The sequence below is a fragment of the Candidatus Poriferisodalis sp. genome, assembly GCF_965198245.1.
Classification (GTDB): Bacteria; Actinomycetota; Acidimicrobiia; order Acidimicrobiales; family Poriferisodalaceae; genus Poriferisodalis.
In genome coordinates this window covers 475113-495807 of the sequence record NZ_OZ240249.1, presented here as the reverse complement: position 1 = coordinate 495807, position 20695 = coordinate 475113, and the positions used below count along the sequence as shown (strand labels likewise).

Annotated in this window: 15 protein-coding genes; 11 read left to right on the top strand and 4 right to left on the bottom strand. The window is 66.5% G+C overall.

The window, feature by feature from the left end:
* Positions 1–12 precede the first annotated feature (12 nt).
* The 3 genes from ACOCMM_RS02355 to ACOCMM_RS02345 are packed head-to-tail and all read left to right on the top strand — an operon-like array spanning position 13 to position 5222.
* Entirely contained in the window at positions 13–1974 is a 1962-nt protein-coding gene (locus ACOCMM_RS02355; protein WP_419551595.1) for a fumarate reductase/succinate dehydrogenase flavoprotein subunit, read from the top strand.
* A gap of 53 nt (positions 1975–2027) precedes the next feature.
* A complete protein-coding gene (locus ACOCMM_RS02350) occupies positions 2028–2789 on the top strand; it encodes a succinate dehydrogenase/fumarate reductase iron-sulfur subunit (protein WP_419554806.1) in 762 nt (253 codons plus the stop codon).
* 54 nt (positions 2790–2843) lie between these two features.
* On the top strand, positions 2844–5222 hold the full coding sequence (locus tag ACOCMM_RS02345) for a hypothetical protein (protein WP_419551594.1): 2379 nt from the start codon (positions 2844–2846) through the stop codon (positions 5220–5222).
* Between the two features lie 23 nt (positions 5223–5245).
* On the opposite strand, the gene ACOCMM_RS02340 is transcribed toward ACOCMM_RS02345, so the two are convergent.
* Positions 5246–6607, bottom strand: coding sequence for a PQQ-dependent sugar dehydrogenase (locus ACOCMM_RS02340; protein ID WP_419551593.1), 1362 nt, complete (start codon positions 6605–6607; stop codon positions 5246–5248).
* A gap of 75 nt (positions 6608–6682) precedes the next feature.
* On the opposite strand from ACOCMM_RS02340, the gene ACOCMM_RS02335 reads away from it, so the two are divergent.
* The 3 genes from ACOCMM_RS02335 to ACOCMM_RS02325 all read left to right on the top strand — a co-directional run bounded on the left by ACOCMM_RS02335 (position 6683) and on the right by ACOCMM_RS02325 (position 9291).
* Positions 6683–7174 (top strand): pyridoxamine 5'-phosphate oxidase family protein, encoded by a 492-nt coding sequence (locus tag ACOCMM_RS02335; protein WP_419551592.1) that lies wholly within the window; start codon positions 6683–6685, stop codon positions 7172–7174.
* A gap of 107 nt (positions 7175–7281) precedes the next feature.
* Positions 7282–7836: a hypothetical protein gene (locus ACOCMM_RS02330; RefSeq protein ID WP_419551591.1), complete on the top strand. Its 555-nt coding sequence runs from the start codon at positions 7282–7284 to the stop codon at positions 7834–7836.
* A gap of 36 nt (positions 7837–7872) precedes the next feature.
* Positions 7873–9291 (top strand): flotillin family protein, encoded by a 1419-nt coding sequence (locus ACOCMM_RS02325; RefSeq protein WP_419551590.1) that lies wholly within the window; start codon positions 7873–7875, stop codon positions 9289–9291.
* Between the two features lie 42 nt (positions 9292–9333).
* Here the strand turns inward: ACOCMM_RS02325 and ACOCMM_RS02320 are convergent, their stop codons facing one another.
* The 3 genes from ACOCMM_RS02320 to ACOCMM_RS02310 all read right to left on the bottom strand — a co-directional run bounded on the left by ACOCMM_RS02320 (position 9334) and on the right by ACOCMM_RS02310 (position 12647).
* A complete protein-coding gene (locus ACOCMM_RS02320) occupies positions 9334–10140 on the bottom strand; it encodes a TerC family protein (RefSeq protein ID WP_419551589.1) in 807 nt (268 codons plus the stop codon).
* Between the two features lie 42 nt (positions 10141–10182).
* Entirely contained in the window at positions 10183–11619 is a 1437-nt protein-coding gene (locus ACOCMM_RS02315; protein WP_419551588.1) for a Fic family protein, read from the bottom strand.
* A 131-nt stretch (positions 11620–11750) separates the two neighbouring features.
* Positions 11751–12647 carry an HDIG domain-containing metalloprotein gene (locus ACOCMM_RS02310; RefSeq protein WP_419551587.1) on the bottom strand — a complete coding sequence of 299 codons (897 nt, stop codon included), beginning with the start codon at positions 12645–12647 and terminating at the stop codon, positions 11751–11753.
* A gap of 154 nt (positions 12648–12801) precedes the next feature.
* Here ACOCMM_RS02310 and dnaE point away from each other — a divergent pair, with 154 nt between their 5' ends.
* From dnaE to ACOCMM_RS02285, 5 genes are all read left to right on the top strand, one after another.
* The gene (gene dnaE / locus ACOCMM_RS02305) at positions 12802–16350 is read left to right on the top strand and encodes a DNA polymerase III subunit alpha (RefSeq protein WP_419551586.1); all 3549 of its coding nucleotides are present in this window, start codon (positions 12802–12804) and stop codon (positions 16348–16350) included.
* A 155-nt stretch (positions 16351–16505) separates the two neighbouring features.
* Entirely contained in the window at positions 16506–16685 is a 180-nt protein-coding gene (locus ACOCMM_RS02300) for a hypothetical protein (protein ID WP_419551585.1), read from the top strand.
* A gap of 112 nt (positions 16686–16797) precedes the next feature.
* Positions 16798–18819, top strand: coding sequence for a threonine--tRNA ligase (thrS, locus tag ACOCMM_RS02295; RefSeq protein WP_419551584.1), 2022 nt, complete (start codon positions 16798–16800; stop codon positions 18817–18819).
* Between the two features lie 17 nt (positions 18820–18836).
* Entirely contained in the window at positions 18837–20012 is a 1176-nt protein-coding gene (locus ACOCMM_RS02290) for a zinc-dependent alcohol dehydrogenase (protein WP_419551583.1), read from the top strand.
* Positions 20013–20167: 155 nt separating this feature from the next.
* Positions 20168–20551: a hypothetical protein gene (locus ACOCMM_RS02285; RefSeq protein ID WP_419551582.1), complete on the top strand. Its 384-nt coding sequence runs from the start codon at positions 20168–20170 to the stop codon at positions 20549–20551.
* Positions 20552–20695 lie beyond the last annotated feature (144 nt).

The window sequence follows — 20695 nt, the reverse complement described above, 5'->3', positions numbered from 1 at the left end:
AGGCTCACTGGGATGGCTTCTGAGAGGGCTGACGCGGCGATGAACGGTTCATCGAACGGCGTGCTCGACGACCAGGTGCCCGATGGGCCCATGGCAGACAAGTGGCAGAACCACAAGTTCTCCATGAAGTTGGTCAACCCGAACAACAAGCGCCGCTTCGAGATCATCGTGGTGGGCACCGGACTGGCGGGCGCCTCAGCGGCAGCGTCGCTGTCTGAGCTGGGCTACCGGGTGAAGGCGTTCACCTTCCACGATTCGCCCCGCCGGGCGCATTCGATCGCTGCACAGGGCGGCATCAACGCAGCGAAGAACTACGCCAACGACGGCGACTCGGTTCACCGACTCTTCTACGACACCGTCAAAGGCGGCGACTACCGCAGCCGCGAGGCGAACGTGCACCGCCTGGCCGAGGTGTCGCTGAACATCATCGACCAGTGCGCCGCTCAGGGCGTGCCGTTCGCACGCGAGTACGGCGGGCTGCTCGACAACCGCAGCTTCGGCGGCGCGCAGGTCAGCCGCACCTTCTACGCCCGGGGCCAGACCGGCCAGCAGCTCCTGCTGGGCGCCTATCAGGCACTCGCCAAGCAGGTCGCAGCCGGTGCGGTCGAGCTCTACACCCGCAGCGAGATGCTGGACCTGGTGACCAAGGACGGTCGGGCCTGCGGCATCGTGACTCGCGACCTGGTCTCCGGAGAGATCGAGGCCCACTCCGCGCACGCGGTGGTGCTGGCGACCGGCGGGTACGGCAACGTCTATTACCTGTCCACCAACGCCATGGCGTGCAATGTCACCGCCGCTTGGCGGGCGCACCGGCGCGGGGCGTACTTCGCGAACGCCTGCTACACGCAGATCCATCCCACCTGCATCCCGGTCAGCGACGAGTTCCAGTCGAAGCTGACGCTGATGTCGGAGTCGCTGCGCAACGACGGCCGTATCTGGGTGCCCGAGACGATGGACGACGCTCGCTCACCCGACCAGATCCCCGAGTCCGACCGCGACTACTACCTCGAGCGCAAGTACCCGGCCTTCGGGAACCTGGTGCCGCGCGACGTGGCGAGCCGCAATGCCAAGACCGTCGTGGACCAGGGCAAGGGCGTCGGACCGCTGCGCAACGGCGTCTATCTCGATTTCGCCGGGGTCATAGCCCGCGAGGGCAAAGCGGCGGTGGCGGCGAAGTACGGGAACCTCTTCGACATGTACGAGCGCATCACCGGGGAGAACCCCTACGAGGGGCCCATGCGCATCTACCCGGCCACGCACTACACGATGGGCGGTCTGTGGGTCGACTACCACCTCATGACCACGGTTCCGGGCTGCTACTCCATTGGCGAGGCCAACTTCTCCGACCACGGGGCCAACCGGCTCGGGGCTTCGGCGCTGATGCAGGGCCTGGCGGACGGCTACTTCGTGCTGCCCTACACCATCGGCGACGACCTGGCTGGGAGGCTCGGCGAGTCGGTGGTGCCGCTGGGCGACCCGGCGTTCACCCAGGCGGTTGCCGGGGTCACCGATGCCACCCAACGGTTCCTGTCGATCGGCGGCACTCGCTCGGTGGACTGGTTCCACCGGGAGCTGGGCAAGATCGTGTGGGACTGCATCGGTATGGAACGCACCCGGGAAGGCTTGCAGAAGGCCTTGTCCGAGATCCCAGCGCTCGAGGCCGAGTTCTGGGCGGATCTGCGGGTACCGGGATCGGGCGCAACTTTGAATTCGGGTTTGGAGAAGGCCGGCCGGGTCGCCGACTTCTTCGAGCTGGCCAAGCTGATGGCCCGCGACGCGCTCGTTCGCGCGGAGAGCTGCGGCGGGCACTTCCGGACCGAGCACCAGACTCCCGAGGGCGAGGCGCAGCGCGATGACGAGAACTTCGCGCACGTCGCCGCGTGGGAATGGAACGGGCCCGACGAGACGCAGACCCGTCACACCGAGGAGCTGGACTTCGAAGTGGTGGCACTGACACAGCGGAGCTACAAGTGAGCGGGACCAACGGCCAGCCCAGCCAGTCCGGCCAGCAGAGCCACGGCGGCACTCTGAACCTCAAGTTGCGCATCTGGCGGCAGGACGGGCCAGACGCCGCAGGTCGGTTCGAGGCCTTCGATGCGCCAGACGTCAGCGAGGACATGTCGTTCCTAGAGCTGCTCGACATCATCAACGAGCGGCTCATCGACGAGGGCGGTGTGCCGATCGAGTTCGACCACGACTGCCGTGAGGGCATCTGCGGAACGTGCAGCCTGATGATCAACGGCCGGGCGCACGGTCACGAGGCCGCCACCACGGCGTGCCAGTTGCACATGCGGAGGTTCTCCGACGGCGATGTCATCACCGTGGAGCCATTCCGGGCGAAGGCGTTTCCGGTGGTGCGCGACCTGGTAGTGGACCGCAGTTCCTTCGACCGCATCATCGAGGCGGGCGGCTACATCTCGGTCAACACCGGCGCAGCCGGCGACGCCAACCTCACCCCCGTTCCCAAGGAGGCCTCGGACACATCGTTCGACGCTGCGGCGTGCATCGGCTGCGGCGCCTGTGTGGCCGCGTGCCCCAACTCGGCGGCGCAGCTGTTCACATCAGCGAAGCTGGCACATCTCAACCTGATTCCCCAAGGCCAGCCCCAGCGATGGGAGCGCACCGAGGCCATGGTCGAGACGATGGAGCGGTACTTCGGCTCGTGTACCAACCACGGCGAGTGCACCGAAGCCTGTCCGAAGGAGATCAGCCTCGACTTCATTGCGTTCATGAATCGCGACTACGTCAAGGCCAAGATCAAGAACCGCAAACTGGACGGCCAGAGCTGAGCCCGGCCACCGCGGTCCGGTGCGACGCATCGGGCTGACTAGCGTTCCGCATTCGTGAAGAGAGATCGCGGTCCCGCAATTCCGACTTCGACGGCAAAGCGTCGCAATCGGCGTTTCAAGCCAGCAGCGAAGGTAGTGATGGCCCTGGCGGTCTCGCTAGGCGTCCTTGCACCAGCGGTGCCGTCGGGCGCGGCAAGTTCGCCATCGAATCTTGCACGCAATGGGCCCAACCTGACGCTCGTCGTGGCCGGTTGCCCGGGCCCAGCCGACAACGCGGTCGCCGAGGCGCTAGCTCATCACGCCCGCAACGCAGCGAAAGTGTGCATCGATCCCGGCGGCCTGTCGCCCGAGACCGCCGCCCTCATAGCCGACTTCGCGCCAGACCGCGTGCAGGTCGTGGGCGGCGAGGTTGCGGTGCTGCCGGCGGCGATGGATGAGTTGACCACAGCGGCGCGTGCGGCATACCGCTGGAGCGTGGTCGAGCGCCTCGGCGGTGCCACCCGGATCGAGACCGCAGCGTTGGCTGCCCGCGTTGCACTGGAGCGCCCTGAGGTCGTCGGGCTGGACACGGCCACCCTGATTGTGGCGAACGGCTGGAACGGGACCGATGTCCGCACTGCAGCAGACGTGGCCACCCAGACCGCAGATGCAGCCGTCGCATACGCATCGCCGCGCACGATCGCAGACGGCTTGCCGGACGCAACCGCCTCCGTGATCGCCGACTACCGCCCTGCGCGTGTCGTGATCGTGGGCCGTGCCGATGACGTGGGCTCATCCATCGAAACGGCGGTTAAGGCGACGCTGGATGCCATCGGATCGACGATCGAGATCGAGCGGATCGCCGAAGCAGGAGAGCCTCGCGTCGCGATCCCCGAAGCCTCCCCGTCAGATGAGCAGGCGCGCGCGATCTTCACTGCCATCCAGCGAGGAGTGCCGCGCCCCGCTCCCGTGAGTGGAACGTCGCTGCCGGTCCTGGCAATGAGCAAGGCGCGAGGCCCCTCCGGCGAGGGCGAACGCCTCTGGACGGCGCGCGCCGACGGATCGGAACGGCAGCTGCAATCCGAAGACCATCGCGGCTGGGCATGGCATCCGAATGACGGTCGTTTGAGTTGGTCCAATGTCGACGGCCATCTGAGGGTCGCCGGGCTCGCCGGTGACGAGCAGGTGCTCTTCGAACCGGGCGGATACCCGACGTGGTCGCCCGACGGCCGCCACGTGGTCGCCTTCAGGTTCATCGACACCGATGGCGACGGTCGTTCCGACAGCATCGAAGCGCACCTCGCCGCGGCCGATGGCAGCCGACTCCGCCGCATCGGCCACGTCGATTACCGCACCTTCCTCTTCTCGGATCTATCGCTCGCGAACTGGTCGCCCGACGGGCGACGCCTCGCGTACGTGGAGCTGTCCACCGATCCCGAATCGGGGGAAGAGACATCGCACGCGCGTATCGACACGGTGGATGCACGCACTTCCCCCGTCACTCTCGGGGAGGACGTCACGTTCCTGGGCTGGTCACCTGATGGTCAGCGCATCGCGTATGCCACGCCAAGCGACTGTGACGGCAACGAGCGGAACGAGAGCCAGAACCTCTGGATCGCGAGCAGTGATGGCAGCGACGCCCGCGATCTGGGCTTCATCGACCGCATCCAATGGCGCCTCCTGCATCTCTGGTCGCCGGACGGCAGCCACCTCGCGTACGAGTCGCTCGATCCGACGGACTGCTCGATGCGACTCAGGGTGCAGACCGCAAACGGCGACACCAACGTGCTCGAGCTGCCGGTCGGTAGCCGGTTCATGGGCTGGTCACCCAACAGCACCCACTTCGCCTACGGCATCACAGTCGGCACGGCCGGCCGGGGCGTCCCGCTGCGGGAGCACGCCTGGGTGGTGCGACGCGACGGGAGCGACCTGCGTGAGCTGGGCGAGATCCGGTCAAACGTGAACGGGGCGCTGCTGTGGTCGCGCGACGGTAACCATGTCGCGTACACGCAGGTGCTGCGCGATGCGGACGGCAACGTCCTCGGCACCCGGCCCATGGTCCAGCAGTCCAACGGAATCGGCGGTGCTGCGGCCATCGAGGGGAACGGCAACGTCCTCGGATGGTCTCCGGTGGACAACCGCCTCGCCTACGTCGCGCACTATGACGAGCACGGCGACGGCGTGATCGATCGCCGGGCACTTCAGTTGCACACCGCCGGATCACTGGGTGCCGAGCTCACGCTTGTCCACGAACTGCCTGATCTCACGCTCGGGGCGCGCTGGTCGCCCGACGGCGCCTACCTCGGCTACGGGTCAGGCCCGACGGAACTCATCTTGGACTGGTTCATCAACCGCCGGCGAGGCTCTGATGGGTGGGTCGTGTCCACCACTGAGCCGCGTTGGACGCTCCGAGTGGTCACCGACCTCGCTTGGGGCGCTTGGCAACCCAGCTGAGGGCGGCATGTTGCCGGGAGCCTTTACGGCGTGACTGATTCGAGGCGGAAAACGGTGCCCGCTGCGCTGAGCACGTAGAGCTCGCCGCCGGCGTCTTCGCCGAAGGACACCAGCGAGTTGCGCGGTACCGACACGCCCAGCTCGATCCGCTCTGGTTCGCCGCCGGGTCCCCGTACCAGGCCCCACACCTCACCCGTGCAGTAATCGCCGAACACGTAGGTGCCCCACAGGGCCCCGAGGGCGTGTCCCCGGTAGACGTAGCCGCCAGTGACTGAGCAGCCCTCGTCGTGGCTGTAGGTGTAGACGGGGAAGACGATGTCGGCGGGAGTGTCGGTACCGGCACCGTTCCCACTGAACTGCTCGTTGCCTTCGAACAGCGGCCAGCCCAGGTTGGCGCCCGGTGACCATCCGTCGTCGGCTGGCAGCACATGGATTTCCTCGATGCGGTCCTGGCCGACGTCGCCGATCCACAGGTCGCCGCTCTCGCGATCGAACGAGAACCGCCACGGGTTGCGCGCGCCGTAGGCCCACACCTCGGGCGCTCCCCCGCTGGTGGCGAACGGGTTGCGGTTACCAATGCCGTAACCCCTCCCCGAGGCAGGGCTCGGATCGATGCGCACGATGGTGCCGAGGAGCGTGTCGCGATCCTGGCCCTGCCCGAAGACGTCATTCGCGCCGCCGCCGTCGCCGAAGCCGATCCACAGCTGCCCGTCGGGTCCAAACGTCAGGTCGCCGCCGTTGTGGTTGCACGCAGGTTGATCCAGCGCCAGCAGCACCTTGCTGCGGTCGGTCTGGGGGATCTCGCCCTCCATCGGCATCACCGCGATCCGGCTGTTGCGAGCCGTGTCGGTATAGCTGAGGTACAGGAGCGAGCCGTCGGGAGCAAACGCAAGGCCCAGCAGCCCGTTCTCGCAGCCCTGGCTGACCCACGTGCTGACGTCTGCGGCCAGTTGCGGTGCGGCGCTGGCATCGGCAGGGTCCAACAGCCACACCTGCCCAGTCAGCGTGGCCACGTACCGCTGGTCGGTGCCGGGCCTGGCGACCAGCGCGATCGGCGAGACGATCTCGGCAACGGGCACCAGTTCGAACCGGGTTTCGGCGAGGGATCGCGTCGTCGGAGCAGCGCTAGTTGGTGCGCTCGAAGTCGCACTCGGTTCCGTGCCGGACGCTGCAGGCGCAGTGCTGGTTGCTGCAGGCGCAGTGCTGGTCGCCGGCGCCGGGACCGTGCGCAGGGCGGGAGGCGCAGTCACCGCAACGCTCGGGTCGCCTGCAACACCCGGCTGCTGCTGATCGGCCGAGCCGCCAGGATCGTCGGCTCCGGAGCCGCATGCTGCGGCCAGAAGCACCATCACCGCAACCATCGCTGCTGCACGCACCGGCCTCACGACCGCGACGGTACCGACGCCGTCCTCTTAGCCTCACGGCGAGACGCATCGAGTCGTGAACGAGGCGGAATTCGGATGAGCACGACGAGCAACGTGATGAGCTGGGCAGCCTTCGCCGAGGCCTGCGGTGAGCTGGCCGGGCGGGTGCAGGAGCGTTTTGAGAATCACCAACACGCCGTGATGGCGACCATCCGTCGCGATGGCTCGCCTCGCATGTCGGGCATGGAAGCGCCGATCCGTGACGGGCATCTGTGGCTGGGCATGGAGCAGACCTCGGCAAAGGCCGCCGACTTGCGACGCGACCCGCGCCTCGGCCTGCATTCAACGCCCGATGACGAGGACTTGGCGGCAGGAGATGCGCGGATCGAGGGCAGCGCTGTGCCGGCGGACACGGACCAGCTCGTGGTCTTCGTGCGTGGGCATCACCACGAGATCGATGACTCGGTCCGCTTGGCGCTCTTCACCATCAACATCGCCCGAGTGGTGCTGGTACGCGTTGAGGACAGGCACCTGGTGGTCGAGACCTGGACGCCGTCCGGTGGCCTGACCGAGCGCAGGATCAGCTAAGCCAGTCCAGCTAGGCCAGTCCTGTTTCGGAGGCAGGTTCGCTCGCGGTCTTCCGCGCAGACGGGCCACTCGCAGCGACGCGTAGAGTTCCAGCGAGGAGGCAGTTCATGGGTGACTGGTGGCAGGCTCTGACCGGCGATCTGCAGATCTTCTACGCGATCGCCTTCATCGCCAGCTTCTTCCTGCTGTTGCAGATCGCGCTGCTGGCATTCGGCATCGGAGGTGACGTCGAATTCGACGTTGGCGACGAGGACCCGGGCAGCGGGTTCCTGTCTGTGCGGACGTTGACCGCATTCTCGTTTGCGTTCGGCTGGACGGGCGTCCTCATGAAGCAGGCAGACCGCTCCACAGCCCTGTCAGTGGGCGTCGCCATCGCCGCCGGCTTCGCAGTGTTCATTGCCGTGGGCTTGCTGTGGCGCTCGTTCGCGAAGCTCGGCGAGAGCGGTTCGATCGACTACCAGTCCGCAGTAGGCGCGCACGGCACCGTCTATCTCACGGTTGCCGCGAACCGTGCCAAGCCAGGCAAAGTCGAAGTGATGGTGCAGGGTCGACTGCGGGTCATCAACGCCCTGACAGAGTCCGACGAAAGCCTGCCGGCGCAGACTGCCGTCACCGTCATCGGCGTCGTCGACCCTTCGACGGTCCTCGTAGCGCCTCACTAGCCTGACCTTCCACACCAAGCAGACATAGAGGTAGCTATGGCCGTCATCGCACTCGCAAGTGGCCTGTTCGCCATCCTGCTGATCGCCCTGCTGTGGATCTCATCGCGCTTCAAGCGCTGTCCATCCGACCGGATCCTCGTGATCTATGGACGCGTCGGAGGGGAAGGTGAGTCGGCGAAGTGCCTGCATGGCGGCGGCAGAATGGTGTGGCCAATCCTGCAGGGCTGGTCCTTCTTGGACCTCACGCCGATTCCCATCGAGATCAAGCTGCAAGGCGCTCTCTCGCAGCAGAACATTCGGGTCAACACGCCAGCCACGTTCACGGTCGGGGTCTCCACCGAGCCAGGCGTCATGCAGAATGCCGCCGAGCGGCTGCTCGGTCTGACTCTGCTGGAAATCGAGAACCTGGCCCGCGACATCATCTTCGGTCAGATGCGCGTGGTGATCGCCACCATGCCGATCGAACAGATCAACACCGACCGCGAGCAGCTCATCGTCAACATCACCGAATCGCTCGAGCTCGAACTGCGCAAGGTCGGGCTGCGCCTCATCAACGTCAACATCCAGGACATCACCGACGAATCTGGATACATCGACGCCCTCGGTCGCGAAGCCGCGGCCCGCGCCATTAGCGAGGCCAAGGTCAAGGTGGCCGAGCAGGAGCGCGACGGCGACATCGGCGCCGCCGAGGCGCAACGCGAGCAGCGCATCCGAGTGGCACAAGCCAACGCCACGGCTACCGAAGGCGAGAACGAATCGCACGTGGTGATTGCTGAATCGGCCAGCGAGCGGCGCCAAGCCGAAGCCGAAGCTGAACGCGCCGCCAACGCCGCTGAACGCGTCAGCCAGGCCCAGGCCGAGCAGGAATCGTTCATGGCTGAGGCAGAAGCCGAGCGGGTGCGAGCAGAGCGCGACAAGGCCGCGCAGGACGCCGACATCGTGGTGCCGGCCCAGGTGGAACGCGAGCGGGTGCGGACGCTTGCCGAAGCCGAGGCTGACCGGATCAGGCTGGTGAAGGCCGGCGAGGCCGACGGTCAGCGGCTGCTCATGGAGGCTGAGGCGCTGGGCTTGCTGGCATTGCTCAGCCGCCGCGCCGAGGGCTTCGGTGCCCTGGTGGCCGCCAGCGGCGGCGCGGCGCCCCAAGCAGCGCTGCTGATGATTGCCGAGCAACTGCCGAACCTCGTGGCCGAGCAGGTGAAGGCCATCTCGAACCTCAAGATCGACAAGATCACCGTGTGGGACTCGGGCTCGGGCGGCGACGGCCAAGCCGGTACAACCGCCAACTTCGTATCCGGCCTCGTGGGCGCTCTGCCGCCGTTGCACGAGGTGGCAAGCCAAGCGGGTATCAAGCTGCCGCAGTTCCTCGGCGAGATCGACGATGCCGATGCACTCGATCGGCTGCGCGAGCTGGCCGACCGGCTGCGTCAAGATTCAGACGACGAGGGCGCCGAGTAGTACGTCGCGGCCCGTCGCCCGGCGCCGCTAGGCGCGGTCGGCTCAGTGAGCGGGAGTGTCGGCTTCGGGCAGGCGGCGCTCGTGCAGCTCCACGGGCGGCTTGCGTGACGCGCGATTGCGCTTCATTCGCAGGTTGAGCGCCTCCACCATCACTGCGAAGCCCATGGCGAAGTAGATGTAGCCCTTGGGAATGTGGAAGTCGGCGCCCTCAGCCACGAGCGACATGCCGATGAGCAGCAGGAAGCTGAGCGCCAGCATCTTGACGGTGGGATGGCGGCTCACGAAGCGCATCACCGGACCTGAGGACCACAGCATCACGCCGACGGCGATGACGACGGCTGCGATCATCACGCCGACACGGTCGGCCATGCCGACAGCGGTAATGACCGAGTCCAGGCTGAACACCAAGTCGAGCAGCAGGATCTGCACGATCACCCGAGCGAACGACCCCGCTGCGCTGGCCTCGGGGCCGTGGTCGTCGTCGCCTTCGAGCTTGTGGTGGATCTCGAACGTGGACTTGCCGAGCAGGAACAACCCGCCGCCCAGCAGGATCAGGTCGCGCCCCGAGAGCTCGTGGCCGAACACCGAGAACAGGGGCGTCGTCAGCCGGACGATCCACGAGATGCCCAGCAGCAGCAGCACCCGCATCCCCATCGCCAGCGACAGTCCCACAACCCGCGCACGGTCGGCCTGTGAACTCTTTCCGCCGCCCGCTGTGTCTGATTGAGAGCCGTCAAGACGGCTCGCCAAGATCGAGATGAAGATCACGTTGTCGATGCCGAGCACGATCTCGAGCACCGTCAACGTGACCAGCGAGATCCAGATCTCAGGATTCGACACCCATTCCACGGGCGCCCACGCTAGGGCGAGGGCGCGACGCGCCTGTCGCACTCAGCGTGTGCGGGGCGGGTGGCGACGCTGCGGAATTGTCCGGCAATGTCCTCGGTGCCCAACTGCAAGCCCGCAGCGCTGGCCGGTCGAGCGCACGCGCAGTGGGCATCGCTCCCACCACGCCCCGAGATCGACGCTCTCGACGGCGCCCGAGAAGTCGTTGCTGTCTTTGGTCGGCAGAAACGGATCTTCTGCGATCTGGCCGAGGAGTTGACGTGCGCTGTGCGGATCACACATTGTCGAGGACATGACGTCGTACATTTCGAAGATGCGGTCGGCGTCGTAGGCACGCAAGCGCGTACCGACGCGGCGGCTCCGTGTAATGCCAGCTTCGGTCAGGCGACGAAGCGCGTCTGCGCACCGCCGCTGCGAGAAGCCGGATTCCGACGCGAGGATCTCTGGCGTCAGCGAGGGTTGCGACGCCAGCAGACTCACTGCAGCCAGTGCCGCAGAGCGCCCGGTGCGCTGCCCCACACGTTCGCGCCAACGGTTCTGCAGGCGTGATACGACGTCCGAATAGGAATTCGCCGCTTGGCACGACTGGTTCACAGCAGTACTGACCACCTCGAGCAGCGGGATCACGGCTGCGGATCTGCGCACGTCATCGGGCGCCCCGACGTAGCTCTGATACGCGGCGAGCGACCGCAGGTAAGCATCACGGTTCTGCGACAGCGCCAAGCTGACAGGCGGCATGAACCCCTCCGCGGCGCACCGATGCTTCAACGCTGCGTACAAGAGGGCTCGGCCTGCACGGCCGTTGCCGTCGCCGAATGGATGAATCGTCTCGAATTGAGCGTGCGCCACCACAGCTTGCAGAACCGGCGAATGATCGCCGGTTCTGAGGTAGGCAACCAGGTCTTCCATGAGCGGTCGGCATTCATCGGGCGGAGGCGGCACGAATTCGCCATCGAGCGGATGCCAGTCATTGCCCCCGATCCAGTTCTGCGTCGTCTTCAGGACGCCGCCGAGTCCCGGATTCGGGGACGAGTTCATCAGCACGCGATGGGCATCGCAGAGCAGCTCGACGGTCAATGCCGCCGGCTGGGCCAGGATGCGCAGTGCTTCTGCCGTTGCTTCGATGTTGCCAATCGCCTCGCCGACATGGCCCCGACGATGAGGTGGGGCTGGGGACGCCTCGGCGATCAATGCGTGCACGACCCGCCGGGCCTGCGGTGTCACTCCCTCGATTCGCGACGAGCCGAGCGACTCCGCCCAGAAGAACATGCTGACCGAAGCAGAATCCGGTGCAAGTATTGAGGCGGTCGCAACCAGTTGCCGTTCGGCATCTGCAACGAGTGCCGCCACATCGGCTGGCAGCAACGGATGCCAGCAGGTCAGGCGGTGAGGGACATAGGCGCGAAATGTTCCCGGCCGCTGGTCGACAACCCGGGGCGCCGCCGGATTTCCTGGCCACGACTCTGTGCGAAGAAGGCCCATGATGGCGACTCGCTCCCGCTGCTGGACATGCCGCTTACCGCGCCAGTCCTATATGTGTTTGACGCGTAAAAGAGCTTATCGTGTCATATGCAGCAGGAATGTGGCGCAACAACGGCGGTCGCCACAACGGATCAGTTTCGTTGCTCGCTCCCATACTCGACAGGAGCTTGGGCGGCCCACCACCCATGGAGGCGGCGGCGGACCTCGTCGTCGCCCAGCTCGCCTTCAGTCCGGCGCAGCTCCATCAGGAAGTTCATGGCCTGGCCCACCTCGGGCCCGGGTTCCAAGCCCAAGTGGGCCATCACCTCGTCGCCGTTCATCTCGGGACGCACCTCGGCGACGGCCTGCTCCCGGGCCAGCCGGGCGATGCGAACCTCGAATCGGTCGAGCGCATCGTGCAGCGCCTGGATCCGCTTCACATTGCGCGATGTGCAGTCGCTGCGCACCATGTCGTTCAGGTCGCCGAGCAGCGGCCCGGCGTCACGGACGTAGCGTCGCACCGCCGCATCGGTCCAGCCGGTGTCGTAGCCCTTGAAGCGGCCCGACAGGTGCACCAGCCGGGCCACCTCGTCGGTGAGCTCGCGGCTGTAGCCCATCTGCGGCATGCGGCGGCGAGTCATCTTGGCGCCCACGGCCTCGTGGTTGCGGAACGTCACACCACCGTGGGAGAACGAGCGCGTCAGCGGCTTGCCGATGTCGTGAAAGAGCGCCCCGAGGCGCACCCGCAGCCGCGGCGGGCTCTGGGCCACGACGGCGATCGTGTGCGCCAACACGTCCTTGTGGAGATGGATCGGGTCCTGCTCGAGCGCCAACGCCGGCAGCTCGGGCAGGTGCTGATCGGCCCAGCCGCTGTCGACCAGCTCCCACAAGCCCTGGCGCGGATCGTCGACCACCAGGACGCTGTTGAGTTCGTCGCAGGGCAGCACGGCACCGTCGTCGAACTCCAGCTCGTCGGCAGCGAGCTCGTCGACGCTGTTCTGGTCGTCAGCGCCCGGCGCGCTGTGCGGCGCGCGGTCCGGTGTGCTCATCCCTCCATGATGCAGTGCTGCGAGCGCCCGTCCAACCATGTTTTCCGGGGGTTTTGCCACCTTGCCTCGCGAACGCTTCGGCGATACCGGGATCGCGCCTGCGACGGGTCTATGTTCGACAAACGGGTCGCTTCGGACAACATCAAGGAGCAGCGTGGCAGCGTCGTTCGTTCACCTGCACACCCACACCGAGTACTCCCTGCTCGACGGCGCGGCGCGCATCCACGAAGTCGTGGCTGCAGCGGTCGCCGACGGCCAGCCGGCGCTTGGCATCACCGACCACGGCAACATGTACGGAGTCCTGGACTTCTACCGCTCAGCCAAGTCGGCGGGCATCAAGCCGATCATCGGCACCGAGGCCTACATGGCGCTCGACAGCCGCCACGAACGGCCCAGCCGAAACCGGGCCAAGAACAGCAAGGTCGACGACTCGGGCGACGACGGCGAGGGCGAGAAGCTCTACTACCACCTGACGCTGCTGGCCCACAGTGACGCCGGCTACCGCAACCTGCTCAAGCTGGCCAGCCGGGCCTTCCTCGAGGGCTACTACTACAAGCCCCGGATGGACTGGGAGATGTTCGCCGAACACGCCGACGGTCTGATCGCCACCACCGGATGCCTCGGCAGTGTGGTGCAGCAGGCGCTGCTGGGCGGCGACTACGACGAGGCCCTCCGCCGTGCTGGCCGCCTGCAGGACATCTTCGGGCGCGATTCGCTCTATGTCGAGCTGCAGGACCACGGCATCGGTGCCCAGCGCGACTGCAACCCCCAGCTGCTGCAGATCGCCCACGATCTCGGTGCACCCCTGCTCGCCACCAACGACCTGCACTACACCCAACAGGGCGATGCGCTGGCCCACGATGCGCTGCTGTGCGTGCAGACCGGGGCGCTGCGCAGCGACCCGGACCGCTTCAAGTTCCACGGCGACCAGCACTATCTCAAGTCCGCCGCGGAGATGCGTGCGCTGTTCGGCGAGCACCCCGAGGCCTGCGACAACACACTGGCAATCGCCGAGCGTGCCGAAGTGAACATCGAGTTCGGGCGGATGCTGCTGCCCCACTTCGAGGTGCCCGAACCGCACGCAGATGCCGACGCCTTCTTGAAGCACCTGGCGTTCGAGGGAGCGAAGCGGCGTTGGGGCGCCAACGTGTCTGAAGACACCGCCGCTCGCATCGCGTACGAGCTGAAGGTCATCTCCGACATGGGCTTCAGCAGCTACTTCCTGATCACCTGGGATCTCATCCGCCATGCCCGCGAGAACGGCATCCGGGTGGGGCCTGGACGCGGCTCAGCGGCTGGCTGCGCCGTTGCCTACTGCTTGGGCATCACCGATCTCGACCCCATCCAATACGGTCTGCTCTTCGAGCGATTCTTGAACCCGGCGCGCATCTCGATGCCCGACATCGACATCGACTTCGACGACCGTTACCGCGACGAGATGATCCACTACGCGGCCCAGAAGTACGGCCACGACCACGTCGCGCAGATCATCACCTTCTCCACCATCAAGGCGAGGGCGGCGGTGCGCGACGCCGCTCGGGTGCTGGGCAAGCCGTACGCGCTCGGCGATCGCATCTCCAAGGCGATGCCGCCGCTGATCATGGGCCGAGACACCCCGCTGGGCGCCTGCCTCGAACGCGACGACAAGCACACTGACGGCTACGCAGCGGCGGCTGAGCTGCGCACCATGTACACCCACGAGGACGAGGTGCGTGAGGTGGTCGACGTGGCCCGCGGACTCGAGGGCCTCATCCGGCAGGACTCGGTGCATGCCGCCGCCGTAGTGATCAGCCCCGAGCCGCTGACCACGTACCTGCCGATTCAGCGCAAGCCCGAAGCGGGGACCGACCCCGACGAGGCACCCATCGTCACCCAGTTCGACATGGGCGGCGTCGAAGACCTGGGCCTGCTGAAGATGGACTTCCTCGGTTTGCGAACCCTGTCGATCATCGACGAGGCCTTGCGACTGGTCGAGCGCACCACGGGTGAGCATCTCGACATCGACTCGGTGCCGCTCGACGACTCGGCCGCCTTCGAGCTGCTACGGGCCGGCGACACGATGGGCGTGTTCCAGCTGGAGTCCACGCCGGTTCGCTCGCTGCTGCGGTCGATGCAGCCCAACCGGTTCGAGGACATCTGCGCGCTGGTGGCGCTGTACCGGCCCGGCCCCATGGCGGCCGACATGCACAACAGCTACGCCCACCGCAAGAACGGCCGCCAGCCGGCTTCGCCTCCTCATCCCGACCTGGCCGAGCTGCTGCATGAGACCTACGGGCTGATGATCTACCAAGAGTCGATGATGCGGGTGGCCCAGGAGATCGCCGGGTATTCCATGGCCGAAGCGGACGACCTGCGCAAGGCCTGCGGCAAGAAGAACCGCGAGCAGATTGCCGAGCACCGCGCCAAGTTCGTGGAAGGCAGCGTGGCGAAGGGCTACACGGCCAACCTCGGCAAGCAGCTGTTCGACATCATCGAGCCGTTCGCCGACTACGCGTTCAACAAGAGCCACGCGTTCGCCTATGGGCTCATCGCCTACCAGACGGCGTACTTGAAGGCCAACCACCGCACCGAGTTCCTGGCCGCCGTGCTGACGGGCTCCAAGCGCAACATCGACAAGGCGGGCGTGTACCTGGCCGACTGCCGCCAGCACGACATCGACGTGCTCGTACCCGACATCAACCGCTCCGAGCTGGACTTCGCGGCCGACGGGAGCACGATCCCGTTCGGGCTGTCGGCAGTGCGCAACGTGGGCGAGAAGGTGGCGACGCCGATCATCACCGAGCGCACCGCCAACGGACCATTCGTCGACTTCGAGGACTTCTGTATGCGGATGCCTCGCGAGGTGCTGAACCGCCGGTTCACCGAGTCGCTGATCAAGGCGGGTGCATTCGAGTCGTGCGGACACTCCCGGACCGGGCTGCTGCGGGTGTTCGAGCAGATCATCGAGGCGACTCAGCGACGGCGGGAAGAGGCTGCCGCGGGTGTTCAGTCGCTGTTCGGCGGCGGGAACGGCTCGTCGGATGCGACTGATGGCCCGAGCTTCGATGAGCGCATCGAGGTTCCTGATATCGAGGCCTCCGAGCGCGAGACGCTGGCGTGGGAGAAGGAGTTGCTGGGGCTGTACGTGTCGGATCATCCGCTGCGCGGCGGTGAGGCGCAGCTGCGGCGCGTCGTGACGTGCTCGGTGGGCGGTCTCGGCGAGCTGCCGCCCAACCCAGACGGCGGGCAGCAGTGGGTGACGCTCGGCGGTGTCGTGCAGAGCCTGCAGCGTCGCTATACGCGGGGCGGCGAGCCGATGGCCCGCTTCATGCTCGAGGATCTCTCCGATTCGGTGGAGGTGACGCTGTTCCCCAAGGGATTCGCCGCTGCGGGCGAGGCGCTTGCCGAGGACGCCGTGGTGCTGGTGCGCGGCCGGCCGGACCGTCGCGGTGAGGGCGAGACAGCGTTTCTGGCGACCGAGGTGGAGACCTTCGATTTGCGCAAGGGACCAGTGCCCTTGTGGCTGAACGTCGAGCGCGTCGACATCGACGACCGCTGGCTGGCGTCGTTCGAGCGGATGCTGTCGGAATACCCCGGCGACCAGCCCGTGCACATACGCGTCGGCGACTCGGTGGTGAAACTGCCGGAGTCGCGTTGGGTGGATGCGAGCACCCTGGCTGGACCGATGCGCGAACTGCTCGGCGCCGACGCCGTACGCACCTAGCCGGCACAGCCAGCCAGACCTGCTGAGGGCTAGATCCACTCGGCAAAATCCCTCAGCCATGACGAAGTCAGACCACTAGCCTTGCCCGGTGGCTGCGCTTGCGGCCTGCCCCCGACCGCGGCATCGGCCGCCCAACAGTTTCTTCAGGAGAGCTCATGAGCGACGCCGATACCCGCAAGGTCGACGAAACGTCGCTCCAGGATCCGTCGAAGATGATGGTCCCGTTCGCGAAGTTCAAGAGCTTCCAGTTCGCGGACAAGCTCTGGGTGCTTGGTGGGTTGCTCTTCCTGATCGTCCTGATCAACATCGTGTTCTCCGGCGGGGGCGGGGGCTAGCCGCAGCCCCGTGTTGCCTGCCCGATGAGGCTGGTCCAGTGAGCCCAGTTCCAGTGAGCCCAGTCCCAGTGAGCCCAGTCCCAGTGAGCCCAGTCCCAGTGAGCCCAGTCCAATGAGCGCCGGCAGCGAGGCCCCCTCCGCAGCGATCACCGTGGTGCTGCCCGACGGGCAATCCCACGAACTTCCCGGCGGTGCCACTGGTGCTGATCTCGCCGCGTCACTGGGGCGGCGGGCTGCGAAGGATGCGCTGATCGCGGTCGCCGACGGCGAGCAGCTTGATCTGAACCGGCCCTTGCCTGATGGTGCTTCGGTGTCGCTGGTGTTCCCGTCCTCCGACGACGGACTTGAGGTGCTGCGCCACTCCACCGCGCATGTGCTGGCCCAGGCGGTGCTGCGGCTCTACCCGGGCGCGACGTTCTCGATCGGGCCGCCGATTGCCGACGGCTTCTACTACGACTTCGACCTGGGTGTCGACGAGGTTGGCCGGCCGCGGACATTCTCCGACGACGACCTCGAAGCGATCGAGGCTGAGATGCGTGCCATCGTGGCGGCGCGCCAGCCCTTCATTCGCGCCGAGGTGGACCGGGCCGCTGCCGATGAGCTGTTCGCCCAGCACCCCTACAAGATCGAGATCCTCGACGGCGAGGCCGACGACCCGACCTCTGGGCCCCAGGGCGGGGTGATCACCACCTACCGCAACACCGACGAGTTCGTGGACCTGTGCCGCGGCCCGCACGTGCCCGACACCGGACGGCTCGGCCACTTCAAGCTGATGCGGGTAGCGGGCGCGTACTGGCGGGGTGACGAGAACCGCCAGATGCTGCAGCGCATCTACGGCACAGCGTGGGGCTCTGCTGGTGAGCTGGCTGCTCACTTGGAACGGCTGGAAGAAGCCGCCAAGCGTGACCATCGGCGGCTCGTGACCGAGCTGGATCTGCTGAGCTTCCCCCCCGAGCTGGGCGGCGGGCTGGCCGTGTGGCATCCCAAGGGCTCGGTGATCCGCAAGATCATGGAGGACTACAGCCGGGATCGGCACGAAGCGGGCGGCTACGAGTTCGTGTACACGCCGCACTTGGCCCACGCCCGGCTATTCGAGACCTCCGGGCACCTGGACTTCTACGCCGAGGGCATGTATCCGCCGATGGAGATGGACAACGGCGCCTACTACCCCAAACCGATGAACTGCCCGATGCACTGCTTGATCTTCGGGCAACGCCAACGTTCGTACCGGGAGCTGCCGCTGCGGCTGTTCGAGCTGGGCACCGTGTATCGCTACGAGCGGTCGGGGACGCTGCACGGGCTGATGCGGATTCGTGGATTCACCCAGGACGACAGCCACCTGTACATGGCGCCCGAGCATTTGGGCGACGAGATCGAACGGTTGCTGGATTTCGTGCTGTCGGTCTTCGGCGCGTTCGGCTTCGAGGATTTCACCTTCAAGCTGTCGACGCAGGATCCCGACAAGTTCGTGGGCACCGACGAGGGCTGGGATCGGGCGACGGCAGCGCTGCGGGAGGCCTTGGACCGGCGCGGCCACGACTATGTCGAGGCCGAGGGAGAGGCGGCGTTCTACGGGCCGAAGATTGACATCGACGTGCTGGACGCCATCGGGCGGTCATGGCAGCTGTCGACGATTCAGCTCGATTTCAACCTGCCGGAACGTTTCGATCTGCGATACACCGGCGCCGACGGTGAACTCCACCGGCCGATCATGATCCACCGGGCGCTCTTCGGCGCAATCGAGCGGTTCTTCGGTGTGATGGTGGAGCACTACGGGGGTGCGTTCCCGCCGTGGCTGTCGCCGGTGCAGGCAGTGGTGCTGGGCGTGCGGGCGGACCACGATGCGTTTGCCTCGGAGGTGGTCGCGCAGCTGGGTGAAGCCGGATTCCGGGCCGAGATGGTGCCGGCGGACGATCCGTTGGGGGCGCGGATTCGTCGGGCGAAGCTGGAGAAAGTGCCGTATGTGCTGGTGGTTGGTGACGACGATGTGGCGGCGGGCACAGTGGGCGTGAATCCGCGTGGCCAGCCGGTGCGGCGCGATGTGCCGCTGGGCGAGTTTGTCGCGAAGCTGGCCGACGTGGTGGAGCGCAAGGCTGCTGATGTGAGTTCGGCGGCCGCTGCGGCCGGTGGCTGAGGCTCGGGCGGGCTGAGGTGCAGGCACTGGTCTTCGAGCGCAAGGAGCTGCGGTTCGCGGCGGCCATGGCGGCGGGCAAGCTGAAGCCTGGCTCGGGTGCGGGCGTTGGTCCGCTGAGTTTGACCGAGATGGATCCCCCGGAATTGCCCGGCGGTGACTGGCAGTACGTGCGCACGGCGCTGTCAGGCATCTGCGGTTCGGATCTTGCGACGGTGGACGGGAAGGTGTCGCGCTATTTCGAGTCGCTGGTGTCGTTCCCGTTCGTGCCAGGCCATGAAGTGGTGGGTCACATCGACGACGGCACCCGGGTGGTGCTGGAACCGGTGCTGGGGCCTGAAGCTCACGGTGTTGCACCGCCGTGGCCCGATGCGGCGCCTGCCGACGGCAACGACTACGGCCACCTCATCGGCGGCGACATCGAAGCCGGGTTGCAGACAGGTTCGTGCGCGTCGACGGGCGGCGGCTGGTCCGAGACGTTCGCCGCACACCAGTCGCAGCTGCATTCGCTTGGTTCGCTGGAACCTGCGGAACTGTCGGACGAGGCGGCGGTGATGATCGAGCCGACCGCTGCGGGCGTTCATGCTGCGCTGCGGTCGGGAGTGACCGAGGGCGGGACGGCGGCCGTGATCGGTGCCGGCACGATGGGTCTGGTTGCGGTGGCCGCGCTGCGGCAGCTGACCGGCGTGGCGGCGATCGTGGTGGGCGCTCGCTACAGCCATCAGCGCCGGCTGGCGCGTGAGCTAGGGGCCGACCTGGCGGTGTCGCCCGACGAGCTGGGGCGGGCCGTGCGCCGGGCCGCTGGCACCAGGGTGATCGGTGAGACGCTGGGCTCTGGGACGCACGTGACGATCGACGCGGTGGCCTCGTCGTCGTCGCTGACCGATGCCATTGCGATCACCCGACCGCGGGGTCGGGTGGTGGTGCTGGGCATGCCGGCTTCGGTGGAGCTGAACTTGTCGGCGCTGTGGCACCGCGAGACCGAGATGGTGGGGGCCTACTGCTACGGCACCGAGCCGTCGCTGGACGGGGGTCACACTTTCGAGGCTGCGATCAAGCTGGTGCGCGACAGCGACCTGGGCCGGCTGGTCTCCGAGCTGTACCCGCTGGAGGAATACCGGGCTGCGCTGGAGCACGCCGCGAGTGCTGGTTCCCGCGGCTCGACCAAGATCGCCTTCGATTTGCGCGAGCACTGAGCTGGGCGCCGTTCAAACGGCTTGAGGCCTGTACTCGTTTGTAAAACAGTCAGCTCAGTGGAGCACTTGCTCGACTTGGACCTACTCGACAACGATGATCCGTTCGAAATCACTGATCAACTGCCGCACTTGTTCAAGCACGGAACGCTGAAGCCATGACTCCCGCCGAGGAGTACCAGTTCTATGCCCGACCGGAGAATCAGGTGCCCCAGGGGCCGCCACAGCGACGCACGGCGACACTGTCCGACCCTGTAGCCGTGCGCTTTTCTCCACAGGTGCTCGAACAGGTGAAGGCAGCGGCAGCGGCTGAGGATCGTTCGGTGTCCTCGTGGGTGCGTCGAGCGGTCAATAGCGCTCTGGAAGCTTCATCCACCTTGTATTCGCAGGTTGCGACCGGGGATCCGGCAGGCCGCATCGAGCATCGCTGTGGTGAGCTCGACCAAGTGCGTCTCGGCCAGCAAGCGTTCGCAGCGACGACGCGCCTCTACGTCTTCCTCAGCGACCGCTCGTTTGGCCTCGGTGCGCAACAAGGCGCTTGATACCAGGTGCCGCTGTGATGGCCATCGGCGCAGAGCATCGGATTCTGCTTCGGTCCTGATCAGTTTGACGAAGGCCGACGCGTCGAGGACCCAATCCTCACCGTTCATCTCGGCGCAACTCTTCGAGACGCTCGCTAAACGCTG